Annotated in this window: 27 protein-coding genes; 5 read left to right on the top strand and 22 right to left on the bottom strand. The window is 63.8% G+C overall.

Annotated elements, in window-relative coordinates; genetic code table 11:
• Window positions 1-76: 76 nt before the first annotated feature.
• From P9254_RS18735 to P9254_RS18720, 4 genes are all read right to left on the bottom strand, one after another.
• Window positions 77-1,048: a beta-ketoacyl-ACP synthase III gene (locus tag P9254_RS18735; protein ID WP_278055975.1), complete on the bottom strand. Its 972-nt coding sequence runs from the start codon at window positions 1,046-1,048 to the stop codon at window positions 77-79.
• A gap of 9 nt (window positions 1,049-1,057) precedes the next feature.
• Window positions 1,058-2,128, bottom strand: coding sequence for a phosphate acyltransferase PlsX (gene plsX / locus P9254_RS18730; RefSeq protein ID WP_278055976.1), 1,071 nt, complete (start codon window positions 2,126-2,128; stop codon window positions 1,058-1,060).
• A gap of 130 nt (window positions 2,129-2,258) precedes the next feature.
• On the bottom strand, window positions 2,259-2,807 hold the full coding sequence (locus P9254_RS18725) for a YceD family protein (RefSeq protein WP_278054684.1): 549 nt from the start codon (window positions 2,805-2,807) through the stop codon (window positions 2,259-2,261).
• 11 nt (window positions 2,808-2,818) lie between these two features.
• Window positions 2,819-3,361: a ubiquinol-cytochrome C chaperone family protein gene (locus P9254_RS18720; protein WP_095824737.1), complete on the bottom strand. Its 543-nt coding sequence runs from the start codon at window positions 3,359-3,361 to the stop codon at window positions 2,819-2,821.
• A gap of 117 nt (window positions 3,362-3,478) precedes the next feature.
• On the opposite strand from P9254_RS18720, the gene P9254_RS18715 reads away from it, so the two are divergent.
• Window positions 3,479-3,994: an outer membrane protein assembly factor BamE gene (locus tag P9254_RS18715; RefSeq protein ID WP_278055977.1), complete on the top strand. Its 516-nt coding sequence runs from the start codon at window positions 3,479-3,481 to the stop codon at window positions 3,992-3,994.
• Between the two features lie 139 nt (window positions 3,995-4,133).
• Here P9254_RS18715 and P9254_RS18710 read toward each other — a convergent pair whose 3' ends face one another.
• From P9254_RS18710 to P9254_RS18635, 16 genes are all read right to left on the bottom strand, one after another.
• Window positions 4,134-6,275: a sodium-translocating pyrophosphatase gene (locus tag P9254_RS18710; protein ID WP_278055979.1), complete on the bottom strand. Its 2,142-nt coding sequence runs from the start codon at window positions 6,273-6,275 to the stop codon at window positions 4,134-4,136.
• Between the two features lie 235 nt (window positions 6,276-6,510).
• The gene (locus P9254_RS18705; protein ID WP_278055981.1) at window positions 6,511-7,731 is read right to left on the bottom strand and encodes an MFS transporter; all 1,221 of its coding nucleotides are present in this window, start codon (window positions 7,729-7,731) and stop codon (window positions 6,511-6,513) included.
• On the bottom strand, window positions 7,728-8,222 hold the full coding sequence (gene nusB / locus P9254_RS18700; protein ID WP_095824739.1) for a transcription antitermination factor NusB: 495 nt from the start codon (window positions 8,220-8,222) through the stop codon (window positions 7,728-7,730). Before nusB ends, P9254_RS18705 begins: the two co-directional genes overlap by 4 nt.
• Window positions 8,219-8,713, bottom strand: a complete 495-nt coding sequence (gene ribH / locus P9254_RS18695) for a 6,7-dimethyl-8-ribityllumazine synthase (RefSeq protein ID WP_067000738.1) — start codon at window positions 8,711-8,713, stop codon at window positions 8,219-8,221. The genes nusB and ribH overlap by 4 nt, the downstream gene beginning before the upstream one ends.
• 197 nt (window positions 8,714-8,910) lie before the next feature.
• Entirely contained in the window at window positions 8,911-9,147 is a 237-nt protein-coding gene (locus P9254_RS18690) for a methyltransferase (protein WP_245475334.1), read from the bottom strand.
• A 116-nt stretch (window positions 9,148-9,263) separates the two neighbouring features.
• On the bottom strand, window positions 9,264-9,881 hold the full coding sequence (locus tag P9254_RS18685) for a riboflavin synthase (protein WP_067330046.1): 618 nt from the start codon (window positions 9,879-9,881) through the stop codon (window positions 9,264-9,266).
• A gap of 61 nt (window positions 9,882-9,942) precedes the next feature.
• Complete coding sequence (ribD, locus tag P9254_RS18680; RefSeq protein WP_067330044.1) at window positions 9,943-11,070, bottom strand: bifunctional diaminohydroxyphosphoribosylaminopyrimidine deaminase/5-amino-6-(5-phosphoribosylamino)uracil reductase RibD; 1,128 nt, start codon at window positions 11,068-11,070, stop codon at window positions 9,943-9,945.
• 2 nt (window positions 11,071-11,072) lie between these two features.
• Window positions 11,073-11,552: a transcriptional regulator NrdR gene (nrdR, locus tag P9254_RS18675; RefSeq protein WP_059184872.1), complete on the bottom strand. Its 480-nt coding sequence runs from the start codon at window positions 11,550-11,552 to the stop codon at window positions 11,073-11,075.
• Window positions 11,553-11,769: 217 nt separating this feature from the next.
• Window positions 11,770-12,348 carry a hypothetical protein gene (locus P9254_RS18670; RefSeq protein ID WP_067330212.1) on the bottom strand — a complete coding sequence of 193 codons (579 nt, stop codon included), beginning with the start codon at window positions 12,346-12,348 and terminating at the stop codon, window positions 11,770-11,772.
• 79 nt (window positions 12,349-12,427) lie between these two features.
• Window positions 12,428-13,741 carry a serine hydroxymethyltransferase gene (gene glyA / locus P9254_RS18665; RefSeq protein ID WP_067330041.1) on the bottom strand — a complete coding sequence of 438 codons (1,314 nt, stop codon included), beginning with the start codon at window positions 13,739-13,741 and terminating at the stop codon, window positions 12,428-12,430.
• Between the two features lie 126 nt (window positions 13,742-13,867).
• Entirely contained in the window at window positions 13,868-15,508 is a 1,641-nt protein-coding gene (locus tag P9254_RS18660) for a Na+/H+ antiporter (protein WP_278055983.1), read from the bottom strand.
• Window positions 15,509-15,646: 138 nt separating this feature from the next.
• Window positions 15,647-16,900 (bottom strand): L,D-transpeptidase family protein, encoded by a 1,254-nt coding sequence (locus P9254_RS18655; protein ID WP_278055985.1) that lies wholly within the window; start codon window positions 16,898-16,900, stop codon window positions 15,647-15,649.
• Window positions 16,901-17,235: 335 nt separating this feature from the next.
• Complete coding sequence (locus tag P9254_RS18650) at window positions 17,236-17,688, bottom strand: hypothetical protein (RefSeq protein WP_127241354.1); 453 nt, start codon at window positions 17,686-17,688, stop codon at window positions 17,236-17,238.
• A gap of 176 nt (window positions 17,689-17,864) precedes the next feature.
• Window positions 17,865-18,380: a transcriptional regulator LdtR gene (gene ldtR / locus P9254_RS18645; protein ID WP_067001002.1), complete on the bottom strand. Its 516-nt coding sequence runs from the start codon at window positions 18,378-18,380 to the stop codon at window positions 17,865-17,867.
• Window positions 18,381-18,619: 239 nt separating this feature from the next.
• Window positions 18,620-19,042: a DUF6163 family protein gene (locus tag P9254_RS18640; protein ID WP_278055988.1), complete on the bottom strand. Its 423-nt coding sequence runs from the start codon at window positions 19,040-19,042 to the stop codon at window positions 18,620-18,622.
• The gene (locus P9254_RS18635; protein ID WP_067330035.1) at window positions 19,039-20,082 is read right to left on the bottom strand and encodes an enoyl-CoA hydratase/isomerase family protein; all 1,044 of its coding nucleotides are present in this window, start codon (window positions 20,080-20,082) and stop codon (window positions 19,039-19,041) included. The genes P9254_RS18640 and P9254_RS18635 overlap by 4 nt, the downstream gene beginning before the upstream one ends.
• Before the next feature lie 167 nt (window positions 20,083-20,249).
• On the opposite strand from P9254_RS18635, the gene P9254_RS18630 reads away from it, so the two are divergent.
• The 3 genes from P9254_RS18630 (at window position 20,250) to P9254_RS18620 (ending at window position 23,070) form a co-directional block, all read left to right on the top strand.
• On the top strand, window positions 20,250-21,065 hold the full coding sequence (locus P9254_RS18630) for a DUF2066 domain-containing protein (RefSeq protein ID WP_067330032.1): 816 nt from the start codon (window positions 20,250-20,252) through the stop codon (window positions 21,063-21,065).
• A 179-nt stretch (window positions 21,066-21,244) separates the two neighbouring features.
• Window positions 21,245-22,276, top strand: coding sequence for a porphobilinogen synthase (gene hemB / locus P9254_RS18625; RefSeq protein WP_278055989.1), 1,032 nt, complete (start codon window positions 21,245-21,247; stop codon window positions 22,274-22,276).
• Between the two features lie 146 nt (window positions 22,277-22,422).
• On the top strand, window positions 22,423-23,070 hold the full coding sequence (locus P9254_RS18620; RefSeq protein ID WP_067330027.1) for a dihydrofolate reductase family protein: 648 nt from the start codon (window positions 22,423-22,425) through the stop codon (window positions 23,068-23,070).
• Between the two features lie 42 nt (window positions 23,071-23,112).
• Here the strand turns inward: P9254_RS18620 and ppk2 are convergent, their stop codons facing one another.
• A complete protein-coding gene (ppk2, locus tag P9254_RS18615) occupies window positions 23,113-24,033 on the bottom strand; it encodes a polyphosphate kinase 2 (protein WP_067330023.1) in 921 nt (306 codons plus the stop codon).
• Between the two features lie 265 nt (window positions 24,034-24,298).
• Between ppk2 and P9254_RS18610 the strand changes: the two genes are divergently transcribed.
• The gene (locus tag P9254_RS18610; RefSeq protein WP_067330020.1) at window positions 24,299-25,342 is read left to right on the top strand and encodes an aldo/keto reductase; all 1,044 of its coding nucleotides are present in this window, start codon (window positions 24,299-24,301) and stop codon (window positions 25,340-25,342) included.
• Between the two features lie 39 nt (window positions 25,343-25,381).
• On the opposite strand, the gene P9254_RS18605 is transcribed toward P9254_RS18610, so the two are convergent.
• The gene (locus tag P9254_RS18605) at window positions 25,382-26,353 is read right to left on the bottom strand and encodes a glycosyl transferase family 90 (RefSeq protein ID WP_067330017.1); all 972 of its coding nucleotides are present in this window, start codon (window positions 26,351-26,353) and stop codon (window positions 25,382-25,384) included.
• Between the last annotated feature and the right edge of the window lie 113 nt (window positions 26,354-26,466).

The following is a 26,466-nucleotide window of genomic DNA, read 5'->3' as shown; positions in this document are numbered from 1 at the left end:
TAAATCGATACAGGCAGCGGCAGAGCGTAAGTAATTGATCCGGCAAGGTCAAGGACCGAACCCACGCGCTCGGCACTTACCAGCGCAGCAACACCGCGCCCCAGGTAAAACCCCCGCCCATCGCCTCAAGCAGAACAAGGTCGCCCTTCTTGATGCGGCCGTCGGCGACGGCCACCGACAAAGCGAGCGGCACGGAGGCAGCCGAGGTATTACCGTGCAAATCGACGGTGACCACGACTTTCTCTTCGGCTATCCCGAGCTTCTTGGCGGAAGCGTCAATGATCCGTTTATTGGCCTGATGCGGCACGAACCAGTCGAGGTCTTCCGCCGTGATGCCGGCCTCGGCGAAAGTGGCCTCGATCACGTCGGTGATCATGCCGACCGCGTGCTTGAAGACCTCGCGGCCTTCCATCCTGAGATGGCCGACCGTTCCCGTGGTGGACGGGCCGCCGTCGACGAAGAGTTTTTCCTTGTGGACGCCATCCGAACGCAGGCTGGCGGCCAGCACGCCGCGATCGGCGATGTTGCCAGCCCCTTTCGCCGCTTCGAGCACCACGGCGCCGGCGCCATCGCCAAACAGCACGCAGGTCGAGCGGTCGCTCCAGTCTAGGATGCGCGAGAAGGTTTCGGAGCCGATCACCAGGACGCGTTTTGCCAGCCCGCCGCGGATATAGAGATCGGCGGTGGCGACCGCATAGACGAAGCCGGAACACACGGCCTGCATGTCGAAGGCAAAGCCGTGATGCATGCCGAGGCGGTTCTGGATTTCGACAGCCGTCGCCGGGAACGTGTTATTAGGCGTCGAGGTCGCCAGCACGATCAGGCCGATATCGGCTGGCGTCAGGCCGGCGCTGTCGAGCGCGGCGCGCGCCGCCGCCTCGCCCAGCGAGGCCGTCGTCTCGTCATGGGCTGCGACGTGGCGCTGGCGAATGCCGGTGCGCTGGACGATCCACTCGTCGGAGGTCTCGACCATGCCTTCGAAATCGGCATTCTTCATGATGCGGCGGGGCAGCGCGGCACCGTTGCCGCGCACAACTGATCTGATCAAGGTTCGTTCCTATTCCTCGGCCTCGACGGCGACGCCGGATTTCCTGTTTGCCTGGGCAGTCGGATTGCGCGCATGGAACAGATCGAGATCGGCCTCGATCCGGTCAAGCAGATTATTGCGCACCATGTCGTAGCCGAGCTCGATCGCCGCGGCAAAGCCATCCGAATCGGCACCGCCATGGCTCTTCACCACAATGCCGTTCAGGCCCAGAAAGACGCCGCCATTGGAGCGGCCGACATCCATCTTTTCGCGCAGCCGGTCGAAGGCACCTTTGGCAAAGACGTAGCCGATCCTGGCCATCAGCGTGCGGCTCATGGCGGCCCGCAAATAGCCGGCGATCTGCCTTGCGGTGCCCTCGGCGGTCTTGAGCGCGATGTTGCCGGCAAAGCCCTCGGTGACGACCACGTCGACCGTTCCCTTGCCGATGTCGTCGCCCTCGACGAAGCCGCGATAGTTCATCGAGGCCATGTTGGCCTCGCGCAGCATGCGCCCGGCCTCCTTGACCTCCTCCTGGCCCTTGATCTCCTCGACGCCGACATTGAGCAGGCCGACGCTCGGCCGCTCGATACCGAACACCGAGCGCGCCATTCTGGTGCCCAAGATGGCGAAATCGACGAGCTGATGCGCATCCGCACCGATGGTGGCGCCGACATCGAGCACCACGCTCTCGCCGCGCGTCGTCGGCCAAAGCGCCGCGATCGCCGGGCGGTCGATGGTGGCCATGGTGCGCAGGCAGAATTTCGACATCGCCATCAACGCGCCGGTGTTGCCGGCCGAGATGCAGGCCTGCGCGGCGCCGTTCTTCACCGCCTCGACCGCTTTCCACATCGACGATTTCCAGCGGCCATGGCGCAGCGCCTGGCTCGGCTTGTCGTCCATCCTGACAGCGATCTCGCAATGGACGAACTCGCTCACCTCGGCGAGCTTGGGAAACTTGGCCAGTTCGGGACGCACAGCGTCCTCGCGGCCATAGATGACGAAACGGATGTCAGGGCGGCGGATGGCGACCGTCATCAGCGCGGGGATGACGACGCCTGGTCCGTGATCCCCGCCCATGGCATCGATGGAAATCCTGATCACGCGGTGTTTTTCTCACGGTTTGCCTGGCTAGCGGCGGGCGCCTGCCGAGGTAAGGGGGCTCGCGAAGGTTCGGCGAAAATAGCGGTTTTGGGCTGCCGCACAACCAACTTTTCCAAAATCCAGGCCGCCTTCAGGATTTTCCGAGCAGCGAACGCAGCTTTTTCTGGAATTCGCTTTCCTCGGGCTGATCGCCACCCGCGCCCTCGAGCGAGGCGCCGGGCTTGCGCGGATAAGGGTCGATCGCCAGGCCGAAAAACTGCTCGGCGAGCGCCCCGACATCGATGGTGTCGCCGGAAAAAGTTTCCGGGCTGTCGGGCCCGTCGGCGTCGAGGACGATCTCGCCGCCGGCGTCGAAGCCTTCGCGTCCGAGTTTCGACTGCTCCGGCAAGAACAGCGCCTCGACGGGCTCGTCGATGTGAGCCGCGACCGGATCGAGTGTGACGATGCAGGCCTGGGTGATGTCGGCCTCGACGCGGCCGCTGACCTTGACGCCGTTGCGTTTCCAGGACGCCACCAAGAGCTCGGCGCGATAGCTCTCGACGGAAAGCAGGTCATGTTCGGCGGCAAGCGCAGTGCGCTGCCTTTCGTCGGCCTCGATTGCAACCGGCAAACCCTTTTGCGGCAGGCGGGCGACATTGGCCACAAAGGATACGGGGCTCTGCGGTTCGGCGTGCTTCATTCTCGCCTCCTTCAGCTGGCTCCGGCGGCCGGGAACGCGACGGCGCCAGCCATGATCGATTCGGTCGGCTGAGCGGCAAGCTGCCCGGTCGCCGCGCTAACATAATTCGCCAGCAGCGACGCCTCGGGCCATTCGCCGGCATCGGGCCTGACATTGCGGGCGAGCGCCACGGCAAGCGCCGCGCCGTCGTCGTCCCGCAAGGCTTCGTCGTAGGCCGCAGTGCGGCCATAGAACATCTTTGCCAGCTTCTTCATGCGCTTCGGCACGCCGACATCGCTGATGCCGAGTTCCCTCAGCGAATGGTCGACATCGAGGAAGAACTCGTCGATCAGCACCTGAGCGATCTCGGCCGCGGCTCCGCCCTCGCCGCGCAGCCGGTGCTGGATCAGGTACATATGGAGCGACAGCATCTCGAAGCGGCCGAGCGGCGTATCCGGCACATTCCAGTCGGAATAAAACACCGTTTGCCGCGCCGCCGCCACGATTTGCGCGTAGAGCGCCTCGGTGATGGCGCGGTTGGCGTGACGTTCGCGACCAAAAAGGCGCTGGAACATTGAGGGTGGTCTCCCGGGGACCTTTTGTTTGATTTGGCCTTGTTGCATCGGCATGCAAGCTGGTTTACCGGTTTTGCGGCCCAGCGCAAGCTGCGGGGATCTGATGGAGAATTGTTGTTGGGTGCGCTGAAATTCAAGTCGTTTTTCATGCCTGTGCGGGCGGGCGTGGCCACTCTGCTGGTGGCGGTATCCGCGCTTTCCGCCTGCAATTCGTCCAAGATGTTCGGTGATCTGCGTCCGAGCGAGACGCTGACGAAAGGCTACGTCATCGACCAGGCGGCGATCGACTCGGTGCCGGTCGGATCGAGTCGCGAGCAGGTTCTTCTTGCGCTGGGCACGCCGTCGACGACGGCGACCTTCGACAACGAGGCGTTCTATTATATGTCGCAGACGCGCAAGCGCTACGTCGCCTTCGACAACCCGCGCATCGTCGACCAGCACGTGCTGGCGGTCTATTTCGGCGCCGACGGCCGCGTCACCCAGATCGCCAATTACGGCCTGAAGGACGGCAAGGTCTTCGACTTCATCTCGAGGACGACGCCGACGGGCGGCAAGGACCAGAACTTCCTCAGCCAGATCATCAACGGCGCCAGCAAGCTGGCGCCCGGGATCCCGGGCGGCGGCACGCCCTGAGTTCGCTGTCAGCGACGTCCACGGACCAAGACCCGCCGAATCCGCTTCGGCGGGTTTTTTGTTTCGCCGAAACGGCTTGGCCGTAAACAAAACCCGCGGGATCGCTCCCGCGGGTCACTTGGTGCAGAAAGAATGTGGCTCAGCCGTGCGCGAGCACGGCCAGGAGCAGCAGCGCCACGATATTGGTGATCTTGATCGCCGGATTGACCGCCGGGCCGGCGGTGTCCTTGTAGGGATCGCCGACGGTGTCGCCGGTGACCGAGGCCTTATGCGCCTCGGAGCCCTTCAGGTGCTTGACGCCATTCTTGTCGGTAAAGCCGTCCTCGAACGACTTCTTGGCGTTGTCCCAGGCGCCGCCGCCGGAGGTCATCGAGACGGCGACGAAGAGGCCGTTGACGATGACGCCGAGCAGCGAGGCGCCAAGGGCCGCGAAGGCCGAGGCCTTCGAGCCCGAGATCAGGAGCACGCCGAAATAGACGACGAGCGGCGCCAGCACCGGCAGCAGCGACGGTATGATCATTTCCCGGATCGCTGCCCGGGTCAGCAGGTCGACGGCGCGCGCGTAGTTCGGTTTCGAGGTCCCGGCCATGATGCCCTTGTCCTCGCGGAACTGCTTGCGCACTTCCTCGACGATCGAGCCCGCCGCGCGGCCGACGGCGGTCATGGCGATGCCGCCGAACAGATACGGAATGAGGCCGCCGAAGATCAGGCCGGCAACGACATACGGGTTGGAGAGGTCGAAGGAGATCTCGCCCATGCCCTGGAAGTACGGGTACTTGTCGCCATTGGCAGCAAAGAACCTGAGGTCGTTCGAATAGGCCGCGAACAACACCAGCGCGCCGAGGCCGGCGGAGCCGATGGCATAACCCTTGGTCACGGCCTTGGTGGTGTTGCCGACCGCGTCGAGCGCGTCGGTGGAGTGGCGCACTTCCTTGGGCAGGCCCGACATTTCGGCGATGCCGCCGGCATTGTCGGTGACCGGGCCGAAGGCGTCGAGCGCCACGATCATGCCGGCGAGCCCGAGCATGGTGGTGACGGCGATCGCCGTTCCGAAGAGGCCGCCAAGCTGGTAGGTGGCGATGATGCCGCCGACGATGACGATGGCCGGCAGCGCCGTCGATTCCAAGGAGACCGCGAGGCCCTGGATGACGTTGGTGCCGTGGCCGGTCACCGAGGCCTGGGCGATCGAATTCACCGGGCGTTTGTTGGTGCCAGTGTAGTATTCGGTGATCACCACGATGAGGCCGGTCACCAGAAGACCGATCAGGCCGCAGATGAACAGGTTCTTGCCGGTGATGACGATGCCGGCGACGGTGCCGACCTCTCCCCAACCGAGCGTCGCCGAAGTAGCGACGGCCAGGCCGACGATCGACAGCAGGCCGGTGACGATCAGCCCCTTGTAGAGGGCGCCCATGATCGAGCCGTTGGAGCCGAGCTTGACGAAGAAGGTGCCGACGATTGAGGTCAGGATGCAGGCGCCGCAAATGGCGAGCGGATAGAGCATGGCGGCGCCCAGCACCGCCGTGCCGCCGAAGAAGATTGCGGCCAGAACCATGGTGGCGACGACCGTCACCGCATAGGTCTCGAACAGGTCGGCGGCCATGCCGGCGCAGTCGCCGACATTGTCGCCGACATTGTCGGCGATGGTGGCCGGGTTGCGCGGATCGTCTTCCGGAATGCCGGCTTCCACCTTGCCGACGAGGTCGCCGCCGACGTCGGCGCCCTTGGTGAAGATGCCGCCGCCGAGACGGGCGAAGATCGAGATCAGCGAGGCGCCGAAGCCGAGCGAGACCAGCGCGTCGATGACGACGCGGTCGTTTGGCTGCAGGCCGATCGGGCCGGTCAGAATGAGGTAATAGATGGAGACGCCGAGCAGCGCCAGGCCCGCCACCAGCAGGCCGGTGATGGCGCCCGACTTGAAGGCGATGTCGAGGCCGGCGGCGAGGCTGTTGGAAGCAGCCTGCGCGGTGCGGACATTGGCGCGCACCGAGACATGCATGCCGATGAAGCCGGCAGCGCCCGAAAGCACCGCGCCGATCAGGAAGCCGATCGCGGACGTGATGGAGAGCAGCCACCAGGCGAGAAGAAGCACGACGATGCCGACGACGGCGATGGTGGTGTACTGGCGCGCCAGATAGGCTTGAGCACCTTCGCGAATGGCGGCGGAGATTTCCTGCATGCGCTGGTTGCCCTGATCGGACGCCAGGACCGATCGTGTCGCCCAGATGGCGTACAGGACTGACAGCAAGCCGCAGGCGATGACGGCGGTAATGATGGTCATTGCCGAATTTTCCTCGATTGATGGCCCAGAAGAACCCCTCCCTGGGCCGTTGGGACGGAGATGAACGCCGCACGCGGAATCCACCCCTTGGCTAAGGTGTATGCGAAACAGGGCTGGGAACGTCAAGATATTGTTCGGTTTTTGCCCGGCTTTCGCCGGAAAGACGAACGCCGCGACTCACCGGCAGGGGCCGCCGTGCATTTAGATCGATTGCGCGCCGGCAAACGGCGCAATGTCAGTTGGCGCGGCGCAAGCCCGGCAGCTTCAGGGTGCCGAGCGCCAGGAAGCAGAGCACAACGACCGGGAACACGATCCAGTTCAGCATGGTCCAGCCCCAGGCATTGTAGACCGCGCCCGACATCAGCGAGGCGAAGGCGACGGAGCCGAACAGGACGAAGTCATGGAAGCCCTGCACCTTGCCTTTTTCGGATGGATGGTAGCTCGCGGCGACCATGGCGGTCGCGCCGATGAAACCGAAATTCCAGCCGAGGCCGAGCAGGATCAGCGCGGTCCAGAACTGCCATAGCGCAAGGCCTGAGAGCGCCACCACTGCGCAGGCGATGAGCAGCACCAACCCAATAGCGACGATGCGCTCGGCGCCGAAGCGGTGGATCAGCGAACCGGTGAAGAAGCTCGGCCCGAACATCGCCATAACGTGCCAGGAGATGCCAAGCGTGGCATCGTCGGTCGAAAGACCGCAGCCGACCATGGCGAGCGGCGCGCCGGTCATGACGAAGCTCATCAGCGCATAGCTGCCTACGGCACAGAACAGCGCCGCGACGAAACGCGGTTGGGTGGCGATCTCGACCAGCGGACGTGCGTCGCTTGCGGCGGCTTCGGCGGCGCTGCTCGTCCGCCTGGACGTATGCAGGAAGGAAAGGATAATCGTGCCTATGGCGGCCAGCACCAGGATGGAGGCGAAGGATCCGGCAAACATCACCGGCGCCAGAAGGTCGCCGGTGTAGATGACGATCTGAGGCCCGAGGATGGCGGTGACGATGCCGCCAGCCAGCACGAAGGAGATGGCGCGCGCCTTGAATTGCGGCGGCGCGTTGTCGGCGGCGGCGAAGCGGAACTGCTGCACGAAGGCGCCGCCGACACCGATCACGCCCAGGCCAAAGGCGAACAGCCAGAAGCTCGCCTGAAAGAGCGCGAGCGTCGCGATCAGCCCGCCGAGGGCAGTGACGATGGTGCCGATCATGAAGCCGCCGCGATGGCCGAGCCGGCGGATGATGGCGGCCGCCGGCAGGGCGCCGAGCGCAACTCCGAGGTTGAAGCCGGTGACCGGCGCCGTCGCCAGAGACTTGTCGGGGCCGAGCAGATATTGGCCGGCAAGCGCGCCGATGGAAATGGCGATCGGCGCGGCGGAACCGACGATCGCCTGCGCGGCCGCGAGGAGCACTGCCGTGCGGCGCGCTTCCCTGCCGGCGTCAGCGACGACTGCCGTGGCGGTCACGATGCGTCCTTGCCGCGACCCTCGCCCCGTACCCGGCGCGAGACACGGTCGAGCAGGGCGTTGACCAGCTTCGGCTCGTCTTCCTCGTAGAAGGCCTTGGCGATGTCGACATATTCCGACACGATCACGGCCACGGGCACGTCCTCGCGCTTCATCAGCTCATAGACGCCGGCGCGCAGGATGGCGCGCAGCGTCGAGTCCAGCCGCGACAGCGGCCAGTCGTCAGTCAGCGCCTGGCGGATGATCGGATCGATGGTCTTCTGGTTCTCGACGACGCCGGTCAGGATGGCGCGGAACCACTGCGGGTCGGCCTCGCGATAAAGTGCGCCGTCGACTTCCTTGCCGAGGCGGAAGGCCTCGTATTCGGCGGTGATCTCGAAAACACCGCTGCCGGCCACGTCCATCTGGTAGAGCGCCTGGACGGCGGCAAGACGGGCGGCACCGCGCTTGTTGGCATGGCGCGCCGCACCGGTCTGGGCAGGATCGCTCACGATTGGGCTCCGAATTTCTCTTTGAGCGCGATCATGGTCAGCGCCGCGCGGGCGGCAAAGCCGCCCTTGTCGCCTTCGGTGCGCTTGGCCCGCGTCCAGGCCTGCGCATCGTTTTCGGTGGTCAGGATGCCGTTGCCGATCGCGACCGCTTCCTGCACGGAAAGATCCATCAGCGCACGGCTCGATTCATTGGCGACGATGTCGAAATGATAGGTGTCGCCACGGATGATGGTGCCGAGCGCGACGAAGCCGTCATAGTGTACGCCGCCCTCGCCGGCACCGTCCAGCGCGAAGGTGATGACGGCCGGAATTTCGAGCGAGCCAGGAACAGTCACGACGTCATAAGTGGCGCCGGCCTCGTCCAGCGCGCTGGTCGCGCCTTCGAGCAGCGCGTCGGCGAGGTCGTCGTGGAAACGCGCCTCGACGATAAGCAGATGCGCCTTCGCCTGCGGACGAATGAACGCTTTGCCGTGTTGGGATATGCCTGCCATAAACGTCTCCGGGGGGGTTGCCGGTGACTTAGGCCGAAGCCGGATCGATCGCAAGCACAAGATTGCCGCCCGACACAGGTCCAGCATCTCCCGACAGGCCCAGATCCCAAGCATCGCGATCTTCCCGGGGCTTTCTTCAGCTAGCAGGCGAAGCCTCGAGGATCGAGATCGGTGCTCGAGGGTGCCGATCACCCCGCTCAAGCTTCAGTCCGGCGCCTTCGAACAGGCGGGCATATTGTGCCTGCGTCCGCTCGAGGCAGCCTGTAACCGCGAGCATGGACATCGATAGGTTTGATCTGGGCAGGCTCGTCGCCCGGAGGCACGAGCGTGTCGATCACGAGCATCCTGCCCTGCCTTGGCATGGCCCCGCGGCAATGTCGCAAGATCAGCCCGGCAGGTTCGTCGTCCCAGCCGTGGATGACGTTCTTGATCACTTAGACGTTGCCAGCCGGGGCGCCGCAGATCGCGTGAGCAGAAGGGAAGCTGAGGCGCCGGCGCGACGTGGCGCCTCAGCGATCCGCGCCGCCTCCCCGGAACCGGTCGGTTTCGCTCAAAGCCCCTGTTTCGCCGCCTCGGCGAGGCGCGCGGCATACCGGGCCATGGTATCGATCTCGATGTTGACGCGATCGCCAGCCTGGCGCTCGCCCCAGGTAGTGACGCTCAGCGAGTGCTGGATCAGAAGCACATCGAAGCGCGTAGCTTCGACCTTGTTGACGGTAAGCGAGGTGCCGTCGAGCGCGACGGAGCCTTTCGGCGCGATGAACTTCGCCAGGTGACGCGGCGCCTCCAGCGTGAAGCGCACGGCATCGCCCTCTTCCTTGCGCTCCACGATTTCCGCCGTGCCGTCGACATGGCCGGAGACGATATGGCCACCGAGCTCGTCGCCGATCTTCAACGCCCGTTCGAGATTGATCCTGGTGCCCGATTTCCAACCGGATGCAGTCGTCAGCCTGAGCGCCTCTTCCCAGGCCTCGACCTCAAACCAGCGCGCGTTCGAGCCGTTCTCGGGCAGCGCCGTCACGGTCAGGCAGACGCCGCCGCAGGAAATCGAAGCGCCGATCGCGATCGTTTCCGGGTCATAGGCCGTGTCGATGCGCAGGCCGACGCCTTCGCTGAGCGGCTTCACCGAAGCGATACTGCCGACATCCGTAACGATTCCCGTAAACATCAGATCGTGTCTTCCAGTTTAACCATGCTCTTATCCGAAAACCATTTCCCACTTTTTGGGATCATGGTCTTACCCACTCGGCATAGCTGTCCTCGCCGAAGCGCATCTCACGCAATTTGCGGAAACCCGGCGGGATATGCGCAGCGTCGATCGGCGAGGCGATACCATCCTCGCCGATCGCCTCCGGTCCCTGGAACAGGACGATGCGGTCAACGAGGTCTTCCGCCAGGAAGGCCTCGGCTACCTTGGCGCCGCCTTCGACCACCACGCTCGCCATGCCGAGGGCTGCAATATCCTCGAGCAGTTCCGGCAGGGCTACTTCGCTCTCGTAAGTTTCAGTGCCGATGAAGTGCACGCCCGCGCGTTCGAGCGCAGCCCGCCGCTGCGGGTCGGCCTCGGCGCATGCCGCGACATAGAGCGGGACACGATCCACCCCGGAAACGAGCTTCGACGACTCCGGCAGCCGGATCTGGCGATCGAGGATGATGCGAGCCGGGGAGCGGTTCTCCAACCCCGGCAGGCGCACGGTCAGCGCCGGGTCGTCCTCCAGCGCAGTGCCGATGCCGACGAGGATAGCGTCGGCCTCCGCGCGCATAAGATAGACTTCGCGCCTGGCGATCTCACCCGTGATGGCGACCTGGCCGGCGCCTTTCCGGCCGATCTTGCCGTCGCTCGAAAGCGCAAGCTTCAGCGTCACTTCGGGACGTTTCTTCAAAGATCGAATCAGATAGCCGGCCATCTGCTCGGCGGCCTCTGTGGCGAGCACCTTCTCCACGACCTCGATGCCGGCGGCGCGCAGCATGGCGTAACCCTTGCCGGAAACGCGCGGATCGGGATCGCTCGCGGCGCCGACGACGCGCGCAATGCCGGCATTGACCAGCGCGGTGGCGCAAGGCGGCGTGCGGCCGTGATGGGCGCAGGGCTCAAGCGTCACATAGGCGGTGGCGCCGCGGGCCAGTTCGCCGGCCTCGGCCAGCGCCTCGGTCTCGGCGTGCGGCCGGCCGCCGACAGCAGTGACGCCGGTGCCGACGATCATCGGGCCGGCGCCGTCGTCGCGCACGATGATGGTGCCGACGGAAGGATTGGTCGCGGTGCGGCCGGCATTGCGGCGCGACAGCCGGATGGCCGCCGCCATGAAACGGCGATCAAGGGCTGCTTGCTCGGCCCCGCCCAATTGAGCTTTCGCCATGATCAGCCGGCGTCCTCTTCGGTCTTTTCTTCGTCGCCCTTCAGTTCGCCTAGCAACTCGTGGAAATCCTTGGCTTCACGGAAATTGCGATAGACCGAAGCGAAGCGGACATAGGCGACGTCGTCGAGCGATTTCAGCGCCTCCATGACGAGCCGACCGACCTCGCCGGAGGCCACTTCCGTCTCGCCGGAGCTTTCGAGCTGGCGCACGATGCCGGTCACGGCGCGATCGATCCGCTCGGGGTCGACATTGCGCTTGCGCACCGCGATCTCGACCGAGCGCAGCAGCTTGTCGCGGTCGAACGGCACCTTGCGGCCGGATTTCTTGATGACGACGAGATCGCGCAGTTGCACGCGCTCGAAGGTGGTGAAGCGGCCGCCGCAGTCCGGACAGACGCGGCGCCTGCGGATCGCCGCGCCATCCTCGGCGGGACGCGAATCCTTCACCTGCGTATCTTCGGACTGGCAATAGGGGCAGCGCATGGAGAGCCTTGGGTTTGCGATTCAGAGCATGATCCCGAAAAGTTGCAGACTCTTCGGAGAAGATCATGCTTCAAAAACAAAATCTTAGAGCGAGATGGCGATTCAAGGAAGCGTCATCTCGCTCTGGTGAACGGAAGGCTTGGAGCCTTTCATTTCTCAGAGATAGCGAGGCGCGAGAAAGATTGCCAGCGCCCTGCCCCTGTCGTGCCCGGTCGGTTCAGGGCGCGACGTCCTTGGTCGGGAATCCGCAGGACGTGCCGAGGTTGCGGTAGGCCTTGGTGAAGCCGTCCATCGGAATGCTGGCGACGGTCTGCTTGCCAAAAACAACATCGAGCGAGGTGACTTTGCGCATGGCGCGCAGCAGAGCGAGACTTGTCTTCGCCTGGTTGTCGACCGTCCAGCTGGGACGACCGCCGACGGCATTCGAATAGACTTTCGCGGAAACCTTGATGCCGGGGTCGCCGAAGGTCGCCGCGATGTCCTTGCCGGTCGGCAGGTCCTTGTTGTCGACGGCGATCATGATGGCGGGATAGGCATCCGGCGGCAGCGCGTCGCCGGTCGAGATCGACAGCGTTAGCGTGCCAGCATTGCCGATGCCGTCGACGAAAGCTGCGGAGGCCGCGCAGGTCTTGTGCGCATCCTGCCCGGTGTCGAGCGTGTCGATGATCGTGGTCCATCTGCCGAAGGTGTTTGTGGCCGGTTCTGGCTGCGCCTGCTCCTGCCCGGCCGCGCCGGACACGGCGAAACCGGCCAGCGAGCCGACCAGGGCCAAGGCGGCAAGATGGAAAATGCGCATCATCAAGTCTCCAGTTCGCGACGCCGCCCAATCAGGACGGCGCACTGCCGGCGGATAAAAGATGACGCGCGGCTTCCGGTCAACCGAGATAAGGATAGAGCGGGAAACGATCCGTCAACGCCGTGACTTTGGCCTTGACCGCAGCCTCGACTGCCGCATTGCCCTCGTCGGAATTCGCCGCCTTCAGCCCGTCCAGCACCTCGGCGATCAGCTTGCCGATCTCGCGGAACTCGGCCTGGCCGAAGCCGCGCGTGGTGCCGGCCGGTGTGCCGAGGCGAACGCCGGAGGTGACGAACGGCTTTTCGGGGTCGAAGGGGATGCCGTTCTTGTTGCAGGTGATGTTGGCGCGGCCGAGAGCCGCCTCGGCGCGCTTGCCGGTGGCGTTTTTCGGGCGCAGGTCGACCAGCATCAGATGGTTGTCGGTGCCGCCCGACACGATGTCGAGGCCGGTTTCCTGCAGGCTCGAAGCCAGCGCCTTGGCGTTGGCGACGATGCTCTCGGCATAGGCTTTGAAGCTCGGCTTCAGCGCCTCGCCGAGCGCCACCGCCTTGGCCGCGACGACATGCATCAGCGGGCCGCCCTGGAGGCCTGGGAAAACCGCCGAGTTCATCTTCTTGGCGATCTCCTCGTCGTTGCACAGGATCATGCCGCCGCGGGGCCCGCGCAGCGACTTGTGCGTCGTCGTGGTCACGACATGCGCATAAGGCAGCGGCGACGGGTGCATACCGCCGGCGACTAGCCCGGCGATATGCGCCATGTCGACCATCAGATAGGCGCCGATCGAATCGGCAATCTCGCGGAAACGCTTCCAGTCCCAGATGCGCGAATAGGCCGTGCCGCCGGCCAGGATCAGCTTCGGCTTCGTCTCATGCGCGGTCTTCTCGATCGCGTCCATGTCGAGCAGGTGGTCGTCCTTGCGCACCCCGTAGGAAACGACCTTGAACCATTTGCCGCTCATGTTGACCGGCGAGCCATGCGTGAGATGGCCGCCGGAGTTCAAATCGAGGCCCATGAACGTGTCGCCGGGCTGCAGAAGCGCCAGGAAGACGGCCTGGTTCATCTGGCTGCCCGAGTTCGGCTGGACATTGGCGAAGTTGCAGCCGAAAAGCTTCTTGGCGCGCTCGATGGCCAGTTCCTCGGCCACGTCGACGAACTGGCAGCCGCCGTAATAGCGCTTGCCCGGATAACCCTCGGCATATTTGTTGGTCATGATCGACCCCTGCGCCTCGAGCACGGCGCGGGACACGATGTTTTCCGAGGCGATCAGTTCGATCTCATGGCGCTGGCGGCCAAGCTCGTTGCGGATGGCGCCGAAAATTTCCGGATCGGCGTCGGCAAGCGTGGTCTCGAAGAAGGATTCGAATTTGTTGGCGGCTGCCGCGGCATTTGACATGGCTTGCTTTCCCTTGGGGCCGGAGGTCTGCGAGGTCGCCGCGCCATTAACACAGTTGTTTGGAGCCCGCCACGTTTGCGGCGCGAAATTTGCTGGCCGGATTGCGCCAAGCAAATCGGCTGAACACTATTTCCGGTCGCGCCGGCTTTTGAGCAGCGCTTCTGTCAAAGTGATCTCGGAAAGCAGCGCCCGCATCGTGTGGTCGTTGATCTGGCGGGTGCGGAACATGGCGCGCACGGCGGCGCGCTCCGCCTCTATGCCGGCGTGCCTGAGCTCAAGCTCCAGCCGCCCGGATTCGCGCGCCTCGGCGCGCGCCTCTTCGGCCTCGTCGGAAGCCGCGATGCGGCGCCGGTAGCCGGCAACGATGCTGTCGGCGACCGCGAGCCGGGCCTCGGCCGCCTCGCCTTCGCCGCCCTCGCTGGCGAGGCTCTCGATCTTGGCGATGGCGGCCTTGGCGGCGCCCGCACGCGCCCGCCGCTCCTCGGCCGCACCCGGATCCTCGCCTGGCTCGACCAGCCCGCGGGCGATCCCCGGCAAAGCAAGGCTGGCGATGACCAGCGAGCAGATGATGACGCCGGCGGCGAGGAAGATCACCACGTCTCGCGCTGGAAAGGGCGAGCCATCCTGCAGCGCGAGCGGCAGCGACAGGATGCCGGCAAGCGTGATCGCGCCGCGCACACCGGCCACCGATCCGGCAAGCCTGACGCGGAAACCAAAGGGCTCTGCCTTGCGCTTGCCGAGCCGCGCGGCGATCATCGATGCCATGTCGCCGATCCAGATCCAGAGGAAGCGCAGGCCGATCACGCAGAGCGTCAAAATGAGCACGGTCAGCACCGGCTCGAACAGCCAGTGCCGGCTGGTGAGCTCCGGCGGGACCCTGCGAATGATGTCAGGAAGCTGCAGGCCGAGCAGGATGAAGAGAGCGCCGTTGAAGACGAAGGTCAGCATCGACCATAGCGACATCGCCTGAATCCGCGCCGAGACCGAGAGATGGCGGAAAATGCCGGAGGTGCCCGTAACGAGGCCGGCGGTGACCGCGGCCAGAATGCCGGAAGCGCCGACATGCTCGGCAATGAGATAGGCGACGAAGGGCAGCAGAACCATCACCAGCACCTGCGCCCCCGCCGGCGTGCCGCCGATGCGGCCAAGCACCTGCAGCGCCTTGGCGGCGACGAACAACGCCGCAATGCCCGCGAGGATGCCGGCCGCCACGGCGTAAAGAAAGCTCAACGAGGCGGCGGCGAACGAAAAGCTGCCAGTCAGCGCCGCCGCAACGGCAAAGCGGAACATGACTAGGCCGGAGGCATCATTGAGCAGGGATTCGCCTTCCAATATGTGCATCAGCCGAGCCGGAACGACATTGCGGTCGACGATCGAGGACACGGCAACGGCATCGGTCGGTGACAGCACGGCGGCCAAAGCGAACGCAACCGCCAGCGGGATGCTTGGCACCAGCCAGTGCAGAGCATACCCGAAGCCGAAGATGGTGAAGAAGACAAGCCCGACGGCGAGATCGAGGATCGGCCGGCGCAGCTCGATCAGCTCCCGTTTCGGCGCCGCGAAGGCATCGCCGAACAGAAGCGGCGGAATGAACACCAGCAGAAAGAGTTCCGGATCGATCTCGACATGCAGTCCCTTGGCCGGCCAGGCAAGCGCGGCGCCGATCGCAATCTGCAGCACGGGGAGCGGCACCCGCACCAGCCGCACGAGAGCGCCGGAAAGCGCCACGAAAGCAAGCACGACGAGAATGAAGACGGCCACGTCCATGATGCTATTCCAGCTGTTCGCGCTGTAAGTCTCATATTCGACGCATGTCGCTCTGCCAAAACCGCTGCGCACTGTTTGGGGACATGCAAACAAAAAAGCCGCTCCAAGAGCGGCCTTTTCTTGATTTATATCAATCGGTTACAGAGCAGAAGTAATCTGCAGCTCGCTGTTGCCGTCGAGGCCGTAAATGTCGTCGCGGAACTGCACGACGCCGCGTCCGGTCGACCATGCCGACAGATACAGGAAGTGGACCGGCACCGGGTTGACCACCTGCACCGGCGTATTCTCGCCAGTCTTGATCGCCGCCTCGAAATGCTGGCGATCCCAGCCGGGCGTATCACGCAGGATCCAGGTGACGAGGTCGCGCACATTCTGGACGCGCACGCAGCCGGAAGAGTCGAAGCGCATCAGCTTGCCGAACAGGCTCTGCTGCGGCGTGTCGTGCATGTAGACGCCGTCCGGGCTCGGGAAATTGATCTTGACCGAAGCCATGGCGTTGCCGGCGCCGGGATCCTGGCGGAAGCGGTACTTGGCGGCATCGTCCGTCGACCAGTCGACGGTCATCGGATCGACCTCGCTGCCGTCAGGCGCGAACAGCCGGATGTGGCTGTCCTTGAGGTAGTTCGGGTCCTTCCGCATCAGCGGAATGATGTCCTTGCGCACGATCGAAACCGGCGCGTTCCAGTAAGGATTGACGATGATCTCGTTGATCTTGGAATTCACGATCGGCGTCTGGCGGTCGATCTTGCCGACGATCGCGGTGTGGCGCAGCACGACGCGGTCGTTCTCGACGGCTTCCACCTGCGCGGCCGGAATATCGACCAGCACATAGCGGTCGCCAAGCGTGCCCGCCTTTTCGCGCAGCCGCTGCAGATTGGTCTGCAGCTGGCCAAGCCGGATCGGCGCCGGCACGTTCATCGCCGAATAAGTGTATTTGCCCATGGAGCCGTCGGCCGGCAAGCCGTGACGGAGCTGGAAGCGCTTGACCGCCGAGTCGACATAGGAATCGAACGCCGTCGAAATGCCGGCGCTCTGCGACAGGTCGCCCGAGACCATCAGCCGCTTGCGCAGCGGCACGACATCCGGATCGTCGACGCCGAGCTGCAATTTCTTGGTTGCCGGAACCTGCTCCCAGCCGCCCTGGCCGACAATGCCCTGGTACTGCGTCACCGCCTGCTCGGTGAAGGCTACGGTCTGCAGGCTGAAGATCGGCAGCGTCGAGGCAACCTTGCCGGTCTCGCTTGCACGGGCGTCGAACTGGTCGTCCCAATTACCGCGGGTCGAGGATTTCAGAATGTCGCCGATCACATCCTGCGCGCTGGCATGGCCGGCGACGACGGCGGCGGCGAGCGCAGAGGCTCCGGTCAGGAAGAAACGGCGGCTGGTTCTCATGGATGTTCCAGACATTTTAGCTATATCTAATCTCGCTCAGTTCGCTCTACTGGCGGGTTGCCCGCACTCTAGGGTCGGCAATCTTAACAATTAGCCAACCATGACTTGCGTCAGCAGGGCGTGAAAACGTAGGACCACGACACCTGCTCCAGGAAGCGCAGGGCCTCGGCCCGCAGCATCACCCGCATTCTCGCTTTCACTGCGATTATGGCGGCAACGTGACCTTGGCCCGCGATTTGCATCCGGCAAGATGATCAAAAAATGGGACCGAGGCATTTTGGCATCGCCGATAGCGGCGGGTTCACCAGATGCCCGCCGTCATCCTCGGTTTGCCCCTATTTCACCCGGTTCGGGCAGAGGGCTTTGAACTGCTCCAGCGTGTAGTCGTAGCCCGCGGCCCCCGAGCCATCGAGCACCACGTTCTCGTCGGTGTCGGTGATCTGATAATCCGTCTCGCTTCCGGCGGGGCTGCGCCCCTGAAACAGCATGTTGGCGCCGTAAAAGGTGGTGAATTTTCCGCTCTTGCAGTCCGCTGTGACCTCCAGATGCAAGGGCGTTTTCATTTCCTTAGCGATGCAATCCTCGGTCACCTTACCGACATAGTCGCGGCAGTAACCGATGGCGTTCTGCCTCGTATGTTTGGTCAGGATGCTGGCATGCGAGGTGTTGATGCCGGATTTCTTGACGACCGTAACCTCCATTCCGGCCTTGGAGCCATAACCGAGAGTCCGGGCAGCGGCCGGTGAAACAAGGATCACAGCGCAAATCGCAAGCAGGATATGACGCATGAGGCCCTCCTCTTTTGCCTGCAGAGCTTCCACGCGCGCTGCTCGGCGGTCAAGCGCCCTGCTGCAGCGCGCTTTCGCAAAAGAAAAGAACCGGCACCTGTCGGCACCGGCCCTGATTGCTTCCTCCGGCCGCGCTTCTTCGGCGCGACTTCGATCGTCTCAGATTTCGAATCCGCTTACATCCGGTAAGCGATCGTGTCGTTCCAGAAGCGATCCAGACGCTGGAGCGCGCGGTTCATCTGCTTGAACTCGTCGGTGTTGATGCCGCCCACGGCCTCGATCGAGCCGACATGGCGCTCGTAAAGGCCGGCGACGACCTCGGCCACCTCGTTGCCCTTCGGCGTCAGCGAGACGCGGACCGAGCGGCGGTCGATGCGCGAGCGCTGGTGGTTGATGAAGCCGAGGTCGACCAGCTTCTTCAGATTGTAGGAGACGTTCGAGCCGAGATAATAACCGCGCGAGCGCAGCTCGCCGGCGGTCAGCTCCGAATTGCCGATATTGAAGAGCAAAAGCGCCTGGATGGCATTGATGTCGGAGCGGCCGTTGCGGTCGAACTCGTCCTTGATCACGTCAAGCAGACGGCGATGCAGACGCTCCACCAGCTGCAGCGATTCCATGTACAGCGAACGGATCGCCTCGCGGCGATCGTCGGAAACGTTGGCGGTCTTCGCCGCCGGACGCGAATTGATCATTGTCTTTGCCTCTCGTTTGTCGCCCGGTGATTTTTTGTTCTTCACCTTGATCGCGACACTATCGAATACTCATAAAATTCGACTTAAACGCCAGGGCTAACAAGAGCTTACCGGGAAGAGGTTTCGAAAGAGGCTTAACGAACGGTCATGCGAGCAAGAACAATTAACCTAAAGATTTAGCCAAGGGTTTTGGGGCAGTCGCCGACCCCGTATCTAGGTTCCTGACGCCGCCCGGCAAGCTATTGCCTGAGCTGGCGCTTCTGCAGCCAGATGACCACGCGGAAGACGATGTAGAGCAGCGTCACGCAGGCATGTGAGACGACGATCAGGATCCGATGGCCGAAGAGATTGGGAAAGCCGGCATACATGACGGTCTCGGTCGCCGCGCAGATGAACCAGATCACCGGCCCCCAGGAGGCAAGCATCCAAAGGCCCGCGGCGGCGAAAGGAAAGAAAACGGCAAGCGTGGCCGCGGCCACCTGCCAGTGCACCGGCATCAGATCGAAGCGCCAGAGCTCGCCCGGATAGATGCCGATCAGCCGGACCCAGTAGAGGACACCGAACAGCAGGCAGTAGCCGGCAATGACCCGCTGGAACCAGGCGAAGATGATCTCGGTGGTCGAGGGCTGCAGCACCACGCGCCTGGAGGTGACCTCGCTCACAGCTCCAGCTCCCCGGCCCCGAGCGGCGCGAAATACGCGTCGACATCGGCCGCGCTCACCGCATCGAGGCTGGCGGGCCGCCATTCCGGCTTCGAACCCTTGTCGATGATGGCGGCGCGGATGCCTTCATAAAAGTCGTGGCCGGCCAGCATGCGGTTGAGGATGCGGAACTCCATCTTCATGCACTCGTCCATCGACAGCGTCGACCCGGCGCTGATCTCGCGCCAGGCGACGTTGAGGCTGGTCGGCGAACGCGTCCTGATCGTCGCCAGCGTCTTGGCGGCGAAAGCGTCGGTGGCGGATGCTCGTTCCAGGCTGGCGACGATAGCGGCGAGCGAGGGTTGCGAAAAATGGCGGGCGATCGATTCCAGATCCTGCCGCTCGGTCTCGCGTCTTGCGGGTGTGAAGAAATCGCGCAACTCCGCGTTCGCGTCGCCGCTTGTCGCCAGCTCGTCAAGAAGCCCCGCCTGGTCCTCGGCCTTGATCGTGTGGGTGGCGAGGCCCGACCACAGGGCATCACCATAGCGGATGCGGTTTCCCGTCAGCCCCAGATACATGCCGAAGCTGCCGCCGAGATCGGGCAGCAAATGGCTGGCGCCAACATCGGGGAAGAAGCCGATGCCGACTTCCGGCATGGCGAATTGCGCGTTCTCGGTCAGCACGCGGTGCGAGCCGTGGAAGGAAATGCCGACCCCGCCGCCCATGACGATGCCGTCGATCAGCGCGACATAGGGTTTCCTGAAGCGGGCGATGCGGGCATTGAGACGATACTCGTCGGCGAAGAAGTCGACCGGCGGCTTGCCGGCGCGGCCCGCCTCGTAAATGTGCAGAATATCGCCACCGGCGGAAAACGCCCTGCCCTCAGCCTTGACGACGACGACGGCGACGCCGGCATCGCCCTCCCAGGCGTCAAGCGCCTTGCCAAGCGCCTTGACCATGCGATGGGTGACGGCATTGAGCGCCTGCGGCCGCGTCAGTGTGACGACGCCCGCCTTGCCTAGACGCTCGAAGCGAATCTCGTCGCCTCCGCCAAAATCCATCGCCAGAGAATCCTCCTCTCCGCCCTTCCAGGGGGATTGAAGTGCTAAAGGCGGCATAAGGATGCGTCAATGGCGGCAACGCCGCGCTGGCGGCCAGCCGCTTCCGGTGTTAGGTAACCGGCAAAGTGTCGCGCGTAGGCGGCGCGACAGATTTCGAGCTAATCGACATGGCTGGGGTTTCTCGTCTCGTTGCTGGATTGGCAGGTCTCCTCTTTCTGGGAGTTGCGCCGGCCGCCGCCGAGGCAGCCTCTGAACTCTACCTGGCGCAGACGATCGTCACCGGCACCGGCGAGGCTAATCGCGAGATCGGCTTCAAGGATTGTCTGGACAAGGTGCTGGTCAAGGTTTCAGGCGATCAGCGGCTGACGCAGAAGCCGGAGATGCTGGCGCTGCGCAATAAGGCGGCCGACTTTGTCCAATCCTTCCGCTACCGCGACCGGCTGGAAGGCGTTCCGATCCATGACGAGCAAGGCACGCATGACCGGCCGCACGATCTCACCTGCCTCTACAAGCCCACCGTCGTCGACAAGCTCCTGGCGCAGCTCGGCAGCAAGCCATGGCACGGCGAGCGGCCGCTGATTGCCGTCTTCATAACGGCCGAGCAAGGGGCGCAACATTTCGTGCTGACGGCCGACGAGGATCGCGGCCAGTCAATGCGCGAATCCTTTGCCAACGCGACGGCGCCGCTCTCGGTGTATGTCAGCTTTCCAAAGGCTGACCAGCTCGCCGGCCTCGACGACAAGGCGCTGCGCACTGCCGATATGGCAAAGCTCGACCAGCTCGCCCGGCAGGCGGGTGCCGACCGGGCGCTCGCCGGCAGCATCGTGTGGAACGACAAGGAATTGGGCTGGATCGCCGACTGGCGGCTGGCCGAACACGGCAAGACCTATCAATGGCAGGTGCGCGGCGTCAGCTTCGACGAGGCTTTTCGCGTGGCTGTGAAGGGCGCGGCACAGATTCTGTCGGGGAATGGACAGCCGTAAACGTCGGCTGCCCTTCATCCGCCTGCCGGCACCTTCTCCCCGTCAAGGGAGAAGGGAAGTGCTCCAGCGCCGGCGATCCCCTCTCCTCGTTCTTCGCGGAAGCAACTGGCACAATCGTGTCGCATTGGTCAGCGGCAGGGGCGCATGGTAAAAGCCGGGACGACAACAGAGTTCTGGCGATGAACAAGTTTACCCCCGCAAAGCCTGCCGGCGCCCGCAGCGTCGACGAGATCACAGGCAGCCGCAGGCTGCGGCGCATGCGCAAGGCCGACTGGTCGCGCCGGCTGGTGCAGGAAAACCAGCTCTCGGTGAACGATCTGATCTGGCCGATCTTCGTCGTCGACGGCAAAAATGTGCGCGAGCCGATCGCCGCCATGCCGGACGTCTACCGCCTGTCGGTCGACCTCGCGGTGAAGGAAGCGGAGCGCGCCGCCAAGCTCGGCATCCCGGCGATCGCGACTTTCCCCAACATCGAGCTTTCGCTGCGCGACCAGATGGGCTCGCATATCCTCGATCCCGACAATGTCATCAACCGGGCCACCCGCGCCATCAAGGACGCGGTGCCGGAGATCGGCATCATTACCGACGCGGCGCTCGATCCATTCACCAGCCATGGCCATGACGGCATCCTGCGCGACGGCATCATCGTCAATGACGAAACCGTCGAGCAGGTCACGGCCGCGGCCGTCATCCAGGCAGCCGCCGGCGCGGACATCATCGCGCCGTCCGACATGATGGACGGCCGCATCGGCGCGATCCGCGACGCGCTGGACGCCAACGGCTTCCAGGACGTGGCGATCATGTCCTATGCGACGAAATTCGCCTCGGCCTTCTACGGCCCCTATCGCGAGGCAGTCGGCACCGCCGGCCTGCTCAAGGGCGACAAGAAGACCTATTATATCGACCACGCGAATTCCGATGAAGCCGTGCGCGAGGCCGAGCAGGATCTGGCCGAAGGCGCCGACATGCTGATGGTGAAGCCTGGGCTGCCCTATCTCGACATCATCCGCCGGCTGAAGGACGAGTTTCAGATGCCGACCTTCGCCTACCAGGTGTCGGGCGAATATTCGATGATCAAGGCGGCCAGCGCCAATGGCTGGATCGACGGCGAAAAGGCGATGCTGGAATCGCTTCTCGCGCTCAAGCGAGCCGGCTGCGACGGTGTCCTCACCTATTTCGCGCCGACCGTTGCGGAGATGCTGAGGGGCTAGGCCCAGGCGCAATTTTAAATTCTCGCCGCGTCACCTGGGCGCCGCCCGACGAGTTGATCGCTCGCCGGAAAATTCCGCTTGCATAATGCAATCAGTTAAGCTACTCCATGACTGCTTGCAAAATGCAACTAGTTCACGAGGCGATCATGTCAAAGCTGCGCGTCAACGCTTTCACCCTGTCGCTGGACGGTTACGGCGCCGGCCCCGATCAGACTCTCGAAAGCCCGCTCGGCGTCGGCGGCGAAGGACTGCATAAATGGATGATCGGCACGCGCACCTTTCGTGAGATGGTGATCGGCAAAGACGGCGGCACCACCGGCAGCGACGACAGCTTCGCCGCGCGCAGTTTTGAGAATGTCGGCGCCTGGATCCTTGGCCGCAACATGTTCGGGCCGGTCCGCGGCGAATGGCCGGACGAGAGCTGGAAAGGCTGGTGGGGCGACAACCCGCCCTATCACGTGCCGGTCTTCGTGCTCACCCATCACAAGCGGGCGCCGATCTTAATGGAAGGCGGCACGACGTTTTACTTCGTCACCGACGGCATCCATTCGGCGCTCGAACAGGCGAAGACGGCCGCCAAGGACAAGGATGTGCGGGTCGGCGGCGGCGTCGCCACGATCCGGCAATATCTGAAGGAAAGCCTGATCGACGAGATGCATCTCGCGATCTCGCCGATCCTGCTCGGCTCCGGCGAGCATCTTTTCGCCGGGCTGGACATGCCGAAGCTCGGCTACCGCTGCACCAGCCAGGTCGCGACCGCCGACGCGACGCATGTGATGATCGGGCGCGCGTAAGCTAGGCTCCCCCTTCTCCCTCTGTGGGAGATGGGGAAGTGCTCAATACTTCGACGGCACATAAAGCTCGCGCGGCAGCACCTGGCGCTCGTAGGCCGGGTTGAAGACGCGCTCCGGCAGCGTGATCTCCTCATGCGGCACGTCTTCGTAAGGCATTTGCTGCAGCAGGTGATCGATGCAGTTCAGTCGGGCCCGCTTCTTGTCGTTGCCTTCGACAATGAACCACGGCGCTTCCTTGATGTTGGTACGGGCGAAGGTCTCTTCCTTGGCTTTGGTGTATTGTTCCCAGCGCACGCGCGACTGCAGGTCCATCGGCGACAGCTTCCACTGCTTCATCGGATCGTGGATGCGCATCAAAAAGCGCATCTGCTGCTCCTCGTCGGTAATCGAGAACCAGTATTTCACCAGCGTGATGCCGGAGCGCACCAGCATGCGTTCGAATTCCGGCACGTCGCGGAAAAACTCTTCGACCTGATCCGCATTGGCAAAGCCCATCACCTGCTCGACGCCCGATCGGTTGTACCAGGAGCGGTCGAACAGCACGATCTCGCCGCCCGCCGGCAGATGCGGCACGTAGCGCTGGAAATACCATTGCGATCTTTCACGCTCGGTCGGCGCCGGCAGCGCGACGACGCGGCAGATGCGCGGATTGAGGCGCTGGGTGATGCGCTTGATGACGCCGCCCTTGCCGGCCGAGTCGCGTCCCTCGAAGATCACCACCAGCTTCTTCTTGTGGTAGGCAACCCAGGACTGCAGCTTGATGAGCTCCGACTGCAGACGCAGCAGCTCGCGGAAATAGGTCGTCCGCTCGATGGAGGGCGGATGCGACTTCTTGTAGATCCTGGCGATCTCGAGCGAGAGCGCGGGCTCGGAAATCTCCAGCTCATAGTCCTCGTCGAGCGTGTCCTCGAGTTCGGCTTCCAGCCAGTCCTTGGCTCCGGAATTCGTCTTGACCTCGTTCATTGCGCAGCTCCTGCCTGTCAGCCACTTTCGCCTCGGATGCGCTCCGGCCGCGGCCGGAAACACAACTCCGTAAGCCGACTGAGATACAGACGCGCAATGACGGTTTTATTGCGAGCAGGAGCCGGCAACGCTGGACCAGCCGATATGTGATCGGCCCGTATCGATGGCGGGGCGACAAGCCGCCCGAATTGTCCTACAAATACTTTCGCCTCTTCCCGGCGCCCGCGACGGCGCGCCTCTTCAAAACAAATCGCAAGGACCTGACATGGAATACCGCACGCTTGGCCGTTCCGGCCTGAAGGTTTCGACATTGACCCTTGGCACGATGACCTTCGGCGGGACGGGCCCGTTCGCCGCCGTCGGCAAATCCGATCTCTCGGAGGCGAGCCGCATCATCGATACCTGCATCGATGCCGGCATCAATCTCATCGACACCGCCAACGTGTATTCGAACGGCCTGTCGGAGGAGATCGTCGGCGAGGCGCTCGGCGGCAAGCGCAAGAACGATGTGCTCATCGCCTCCAAGGCGCGCATGCGGATCGGAAACGGCCCCAACGACGAAGGCCTGTCGCGCCATCACCTGATCCGGGAATGCGAGCGGAGCCTGAAGCGGCTCAAGACCGACGTCATCGACATCTATTTCCTGCATGAGTGGGATGGGGTCACGCCGCTGGAGGAAACGATCGCTGCGCTCGACACTTTGGTCAGCCAGGGCAAGATCCGTTATGTCGGCTGTTCCAATTATTCGGGCTGGCAGGTGATGAAGGCGCTCTCGATCAGCGACAGCCATCATCAGCCGCGCTTCGTCACGCAGCAGATCCACTACACGCTGGAAGCGCGCGAGGCGGAGTACGAGTTGCTGCCGATCTCGGTCGACCAGGGTCTTGGCGTGCTGGTGTGGAGCCCGCTGGCCGGCGGCCTGCTGTCGGGCAAATACCGTCGCGACAGCCCGACGGCCCGCCAGCTTGGCGGCTGGTCCGAACCGCCGATCCGGGACGAGGGAAGGTTGTGGCGGATCGTCGACGTTCTGGTCGAAATCGGCAAGGCGCGCGGCGTTTCGGCGGCACAGGTGGCGCTTGCCTGGCTGCTCGGCCGCCCGGCCGTTTCTTCGCTGGTGATCGGCGCCCGCAACGAAGCCCAACTCAAGGACAACCTCGCCGCGGCCAGCCTGACGCTGTCCCTGGACGAGCGCCTGCGCCTCGACGACGTCAGCCGCCCGCCGGTGCTTTATCCCTACTGGCACCAGCAGCTCACCGCCAAGAACCGGTTCGGCCCCGCCGACCTGGTGCTCGACCGCAGCGATATCTAAGAATCCGCGCCGTGCTCCGCGCCCGAAAACGCGCGGAGGTCAGCCGGCGATAAAACGCCAGACCTCCGGGTCGGGTTCGATCTGGCCGCTGAGCACGAAATATTTGTAGAGGACGAGCAGCGATACCGCCCGCTCGTCCTTTTCGTTGCTGAACCGGCGGCAATAGGCGTTGGCCGCCGTTATGATGCGTTGGGCTTCCGCCGGGTGTTTTTCGAAATAGGCGATCTTGTCGGCGACGTCCGAAAAATCCGACGCCAGAGGCACGTAGTGAACATCGGCCTCGAGCTCAGCCTCGGCGAACCAGGTTTCGTAGGTCGGCGGCGGCATCAGGCAGAGCGAATTCGAGCTCATGATCCACTTGAGGTTCGTCGCCACGTCATTGCCTTCGAGCGAGACGATGTAGCGGAACTGCCGCTGCTGCGCGATCGTGAGATACGGCTTGCGATAGTTCTCCGGGGCGCTTGGCTTGGGCGAGCCGGCATCGCAAGACGGCAGGTCGCGCACGGCATCGACGAACCGTTTGCGGATCGGATTGTTGAAATGACCGCGCCAGACCGCCATCGGGCGCTTGTCGGCGAAGGACAGATTGTCCTTTGGCATGTTGAAATGGCGGAACTTGTCGAGCTTCATGATCACGGCGTTGCCGTTGTCGTTACGGATCGGCCGGTCCTTGACGATTGACGGCACCGCCGGAACGTCGACGACGTCGCCAAACTCGAGATCGATGAGCAGGTGGCGATCGAAGTAGCGGGCGAACTCCTTCAGGTCGTAATAGTACATGCTCCCGAACTTGGGTATTTGACTGGCCGGCACGGCCGCCGCGCTCGGCACGAAGCTATGGTCGAGCCGGTTGTAGTAGTTGACCCGATCACGGACCGTTTTGCTGGAGAGCCGTGCCTGCTCCAGCCGGCGCGCAAGCCGCTGGCGAAAGAGAGCCTGCGGCGCCACATCGCGGGTGATGTTGCGTATGAAATAAAATACCCGCGCTGCGGTGCGTAAGGGCGAGGCCATGCGTCCGTCGTTTAAAGATGTCCGTCGCCTCCTACAGCATTGTGCCGAACATCTTGCAAGCCCGCCCAAGCTGACGAACTTGTTGAAGTTCTAATATTCGACGATGGCCGAGG

Source organism: Mesorhizobium sp. WSM4983, from assembly GCF_029625765.1.
Classification (GTDB): Bacteria; Pseudomonadota; Alphaproteobacteria; order Rhizobiales; family Rhizobiaceae; genus Mesorhizobium.
Note: the sequence above shows the minus strand (reverse complement) of the source record. Positions and strands in the feature narration are given on the sequence as shown.

Excerpts from the sequence above, each read along its gene's own strand:
- ppk2 (WP_067330023.1), bottom strand. The coding sequence starts at position 24,033 with ATGAACGAGGTCAAGACGAATTCCGGAGCCAAGGACTGGCTGGAAGCC.
- P9254_RS18720 (WP_095824737.1), bottom strand. The coding sequence starts at position 3,361 with ATGTTCCAGCGCCTTTTTGGTCGCGAACGTCACGCCAACCGCGCCATC.
- P9254_RS18650 (WP_127241354.1), bottom strand. The coding sequence starts at position 17,688 with ATGCGTCATATCCTGCTTGCGATTTGCGCTGTGATCCTTGTTTCACCG.
- P9254_RS18710 (WP_278055979.1), bottom strand. The coding sequence starts at position 6,275 with ATGACCATCATTACCGCCGTCATCGCCTGCGGCTTGCTGTCAGTCCTG.
- P9254_RS18635 (WP_067330035.1), bottom strand. The coding sequence starts at position 20,082 with ATGGATTTTGGCGGAGGCGACGAGATTCGCTTCGAGCGTCTAGGCAAG.
- glyA (WP_067330041.1), bottom strand. The coding sequence starts at position 13,741 with ATGTCAAATGCCGCGGCAGCCGCCAACAAATTCGAATCCTTCTTCGAG.
- P9254_RS18610 (WP_067330020.1), top strand. The coding sequence starts at position 24,299 with ATGGAATACCGCACGCTTGGCCGTTCCGGCCTGAAGGTTTCGACATTG.
- P9254_RS18655 (WP_278055985.1), bottom strand. The coding sequence starts at position 16,900 with ATGAGAACCAGCCGCCGTTTCTTCCTGACCGGAGCCTCTGCGCTCGCC.
- P9254_RS18630 (WP_067330032.1), top strand. The coding sequence starts at position 20,250 with ATGGCTGGGGTTTCTCGTCTCGTTGCTGGATTGGCAGGTCTCCTCTTT.
- P9254_RS18685 (WP_067330046.1), bottom strand. The coding sequence starts at position 9,881 with ATGTTTACGGGAATCGTTACGGATGTCGGCAGTATCGCTTCGGTGAAG.
- P9254_RS18660 (WP_278055983.1), bottom strand. The coding sequence starts at position 15,508 with ATGGACGTGGCCGTCTTCATTCTCGTCGTGCTTGCTTTCGTGGCGCTT.
- nrdR (WP_059184872.1), bottom strand. The coding sequence starts at position 11,552 with ATGCGCTGCCCCTATTGCCAGTCCGAAGATACGCAGGTGAAGGATTCG.
- P9254_RS18620 (WP_067330027.1), top strand. The coding sequence starts at position 22,423 with ATGTCAAAGCTGCGCGTCAACGCTTTCACCCTGTCGCTGGACGGTTAC.
- P9254_RS18725 (WP_278054684.1), bottom strand. The coding sequence starts at position 2,807 with ATGAAGCACGCCGAACCGCAGAGCCCCGTATCCTTTGTGGCCAATGTC.
- P9254_RS18670 (WP_067330212.1), bottom strand. The coding sequence starts at position 12,348 with ATGCGCATTTTCCATCTTGCCGCCTTGGCCCTGGTCGGCTCGCTGGCC.
- P9254_RS18605 (WP_067330017.1), bottom strand. The coding sequence starts at position 26,353 with ATGGCCTCGCCCTTACGCACCGCAGCGCGGGTATTTTATTTCATACGC.
- hemB (WP_278055989.1), top strand. The coding sequence starts at position 21,245 with ATGAACAAGTTTACCCCCGCAAAGCCTGCCGGCGCCCGCAGCGTCGAC.
- ldtR (WP_067001002.1), bottom strand. The coding sequence starts at position 18,380 with ATGATCAATTCGCGTCCGGCGGCGAAGACCGCCAACGTTTCCGACGAT.
- ribD (WP_067330044.1), bottom strand. The coding sequence starts at position 11,070 with ATGGCGAAAGCTCAATTGGGCGGGGCCGAGCAAGCAGCCCTTGATCGC.
- ribH (WP_067000738.1), bottom strand. The coding sequence starts at position 8,713 with ATGGCAGGCATATCCCAACACGGCAAAGCGTTCATTCGTCCGCAGGCG.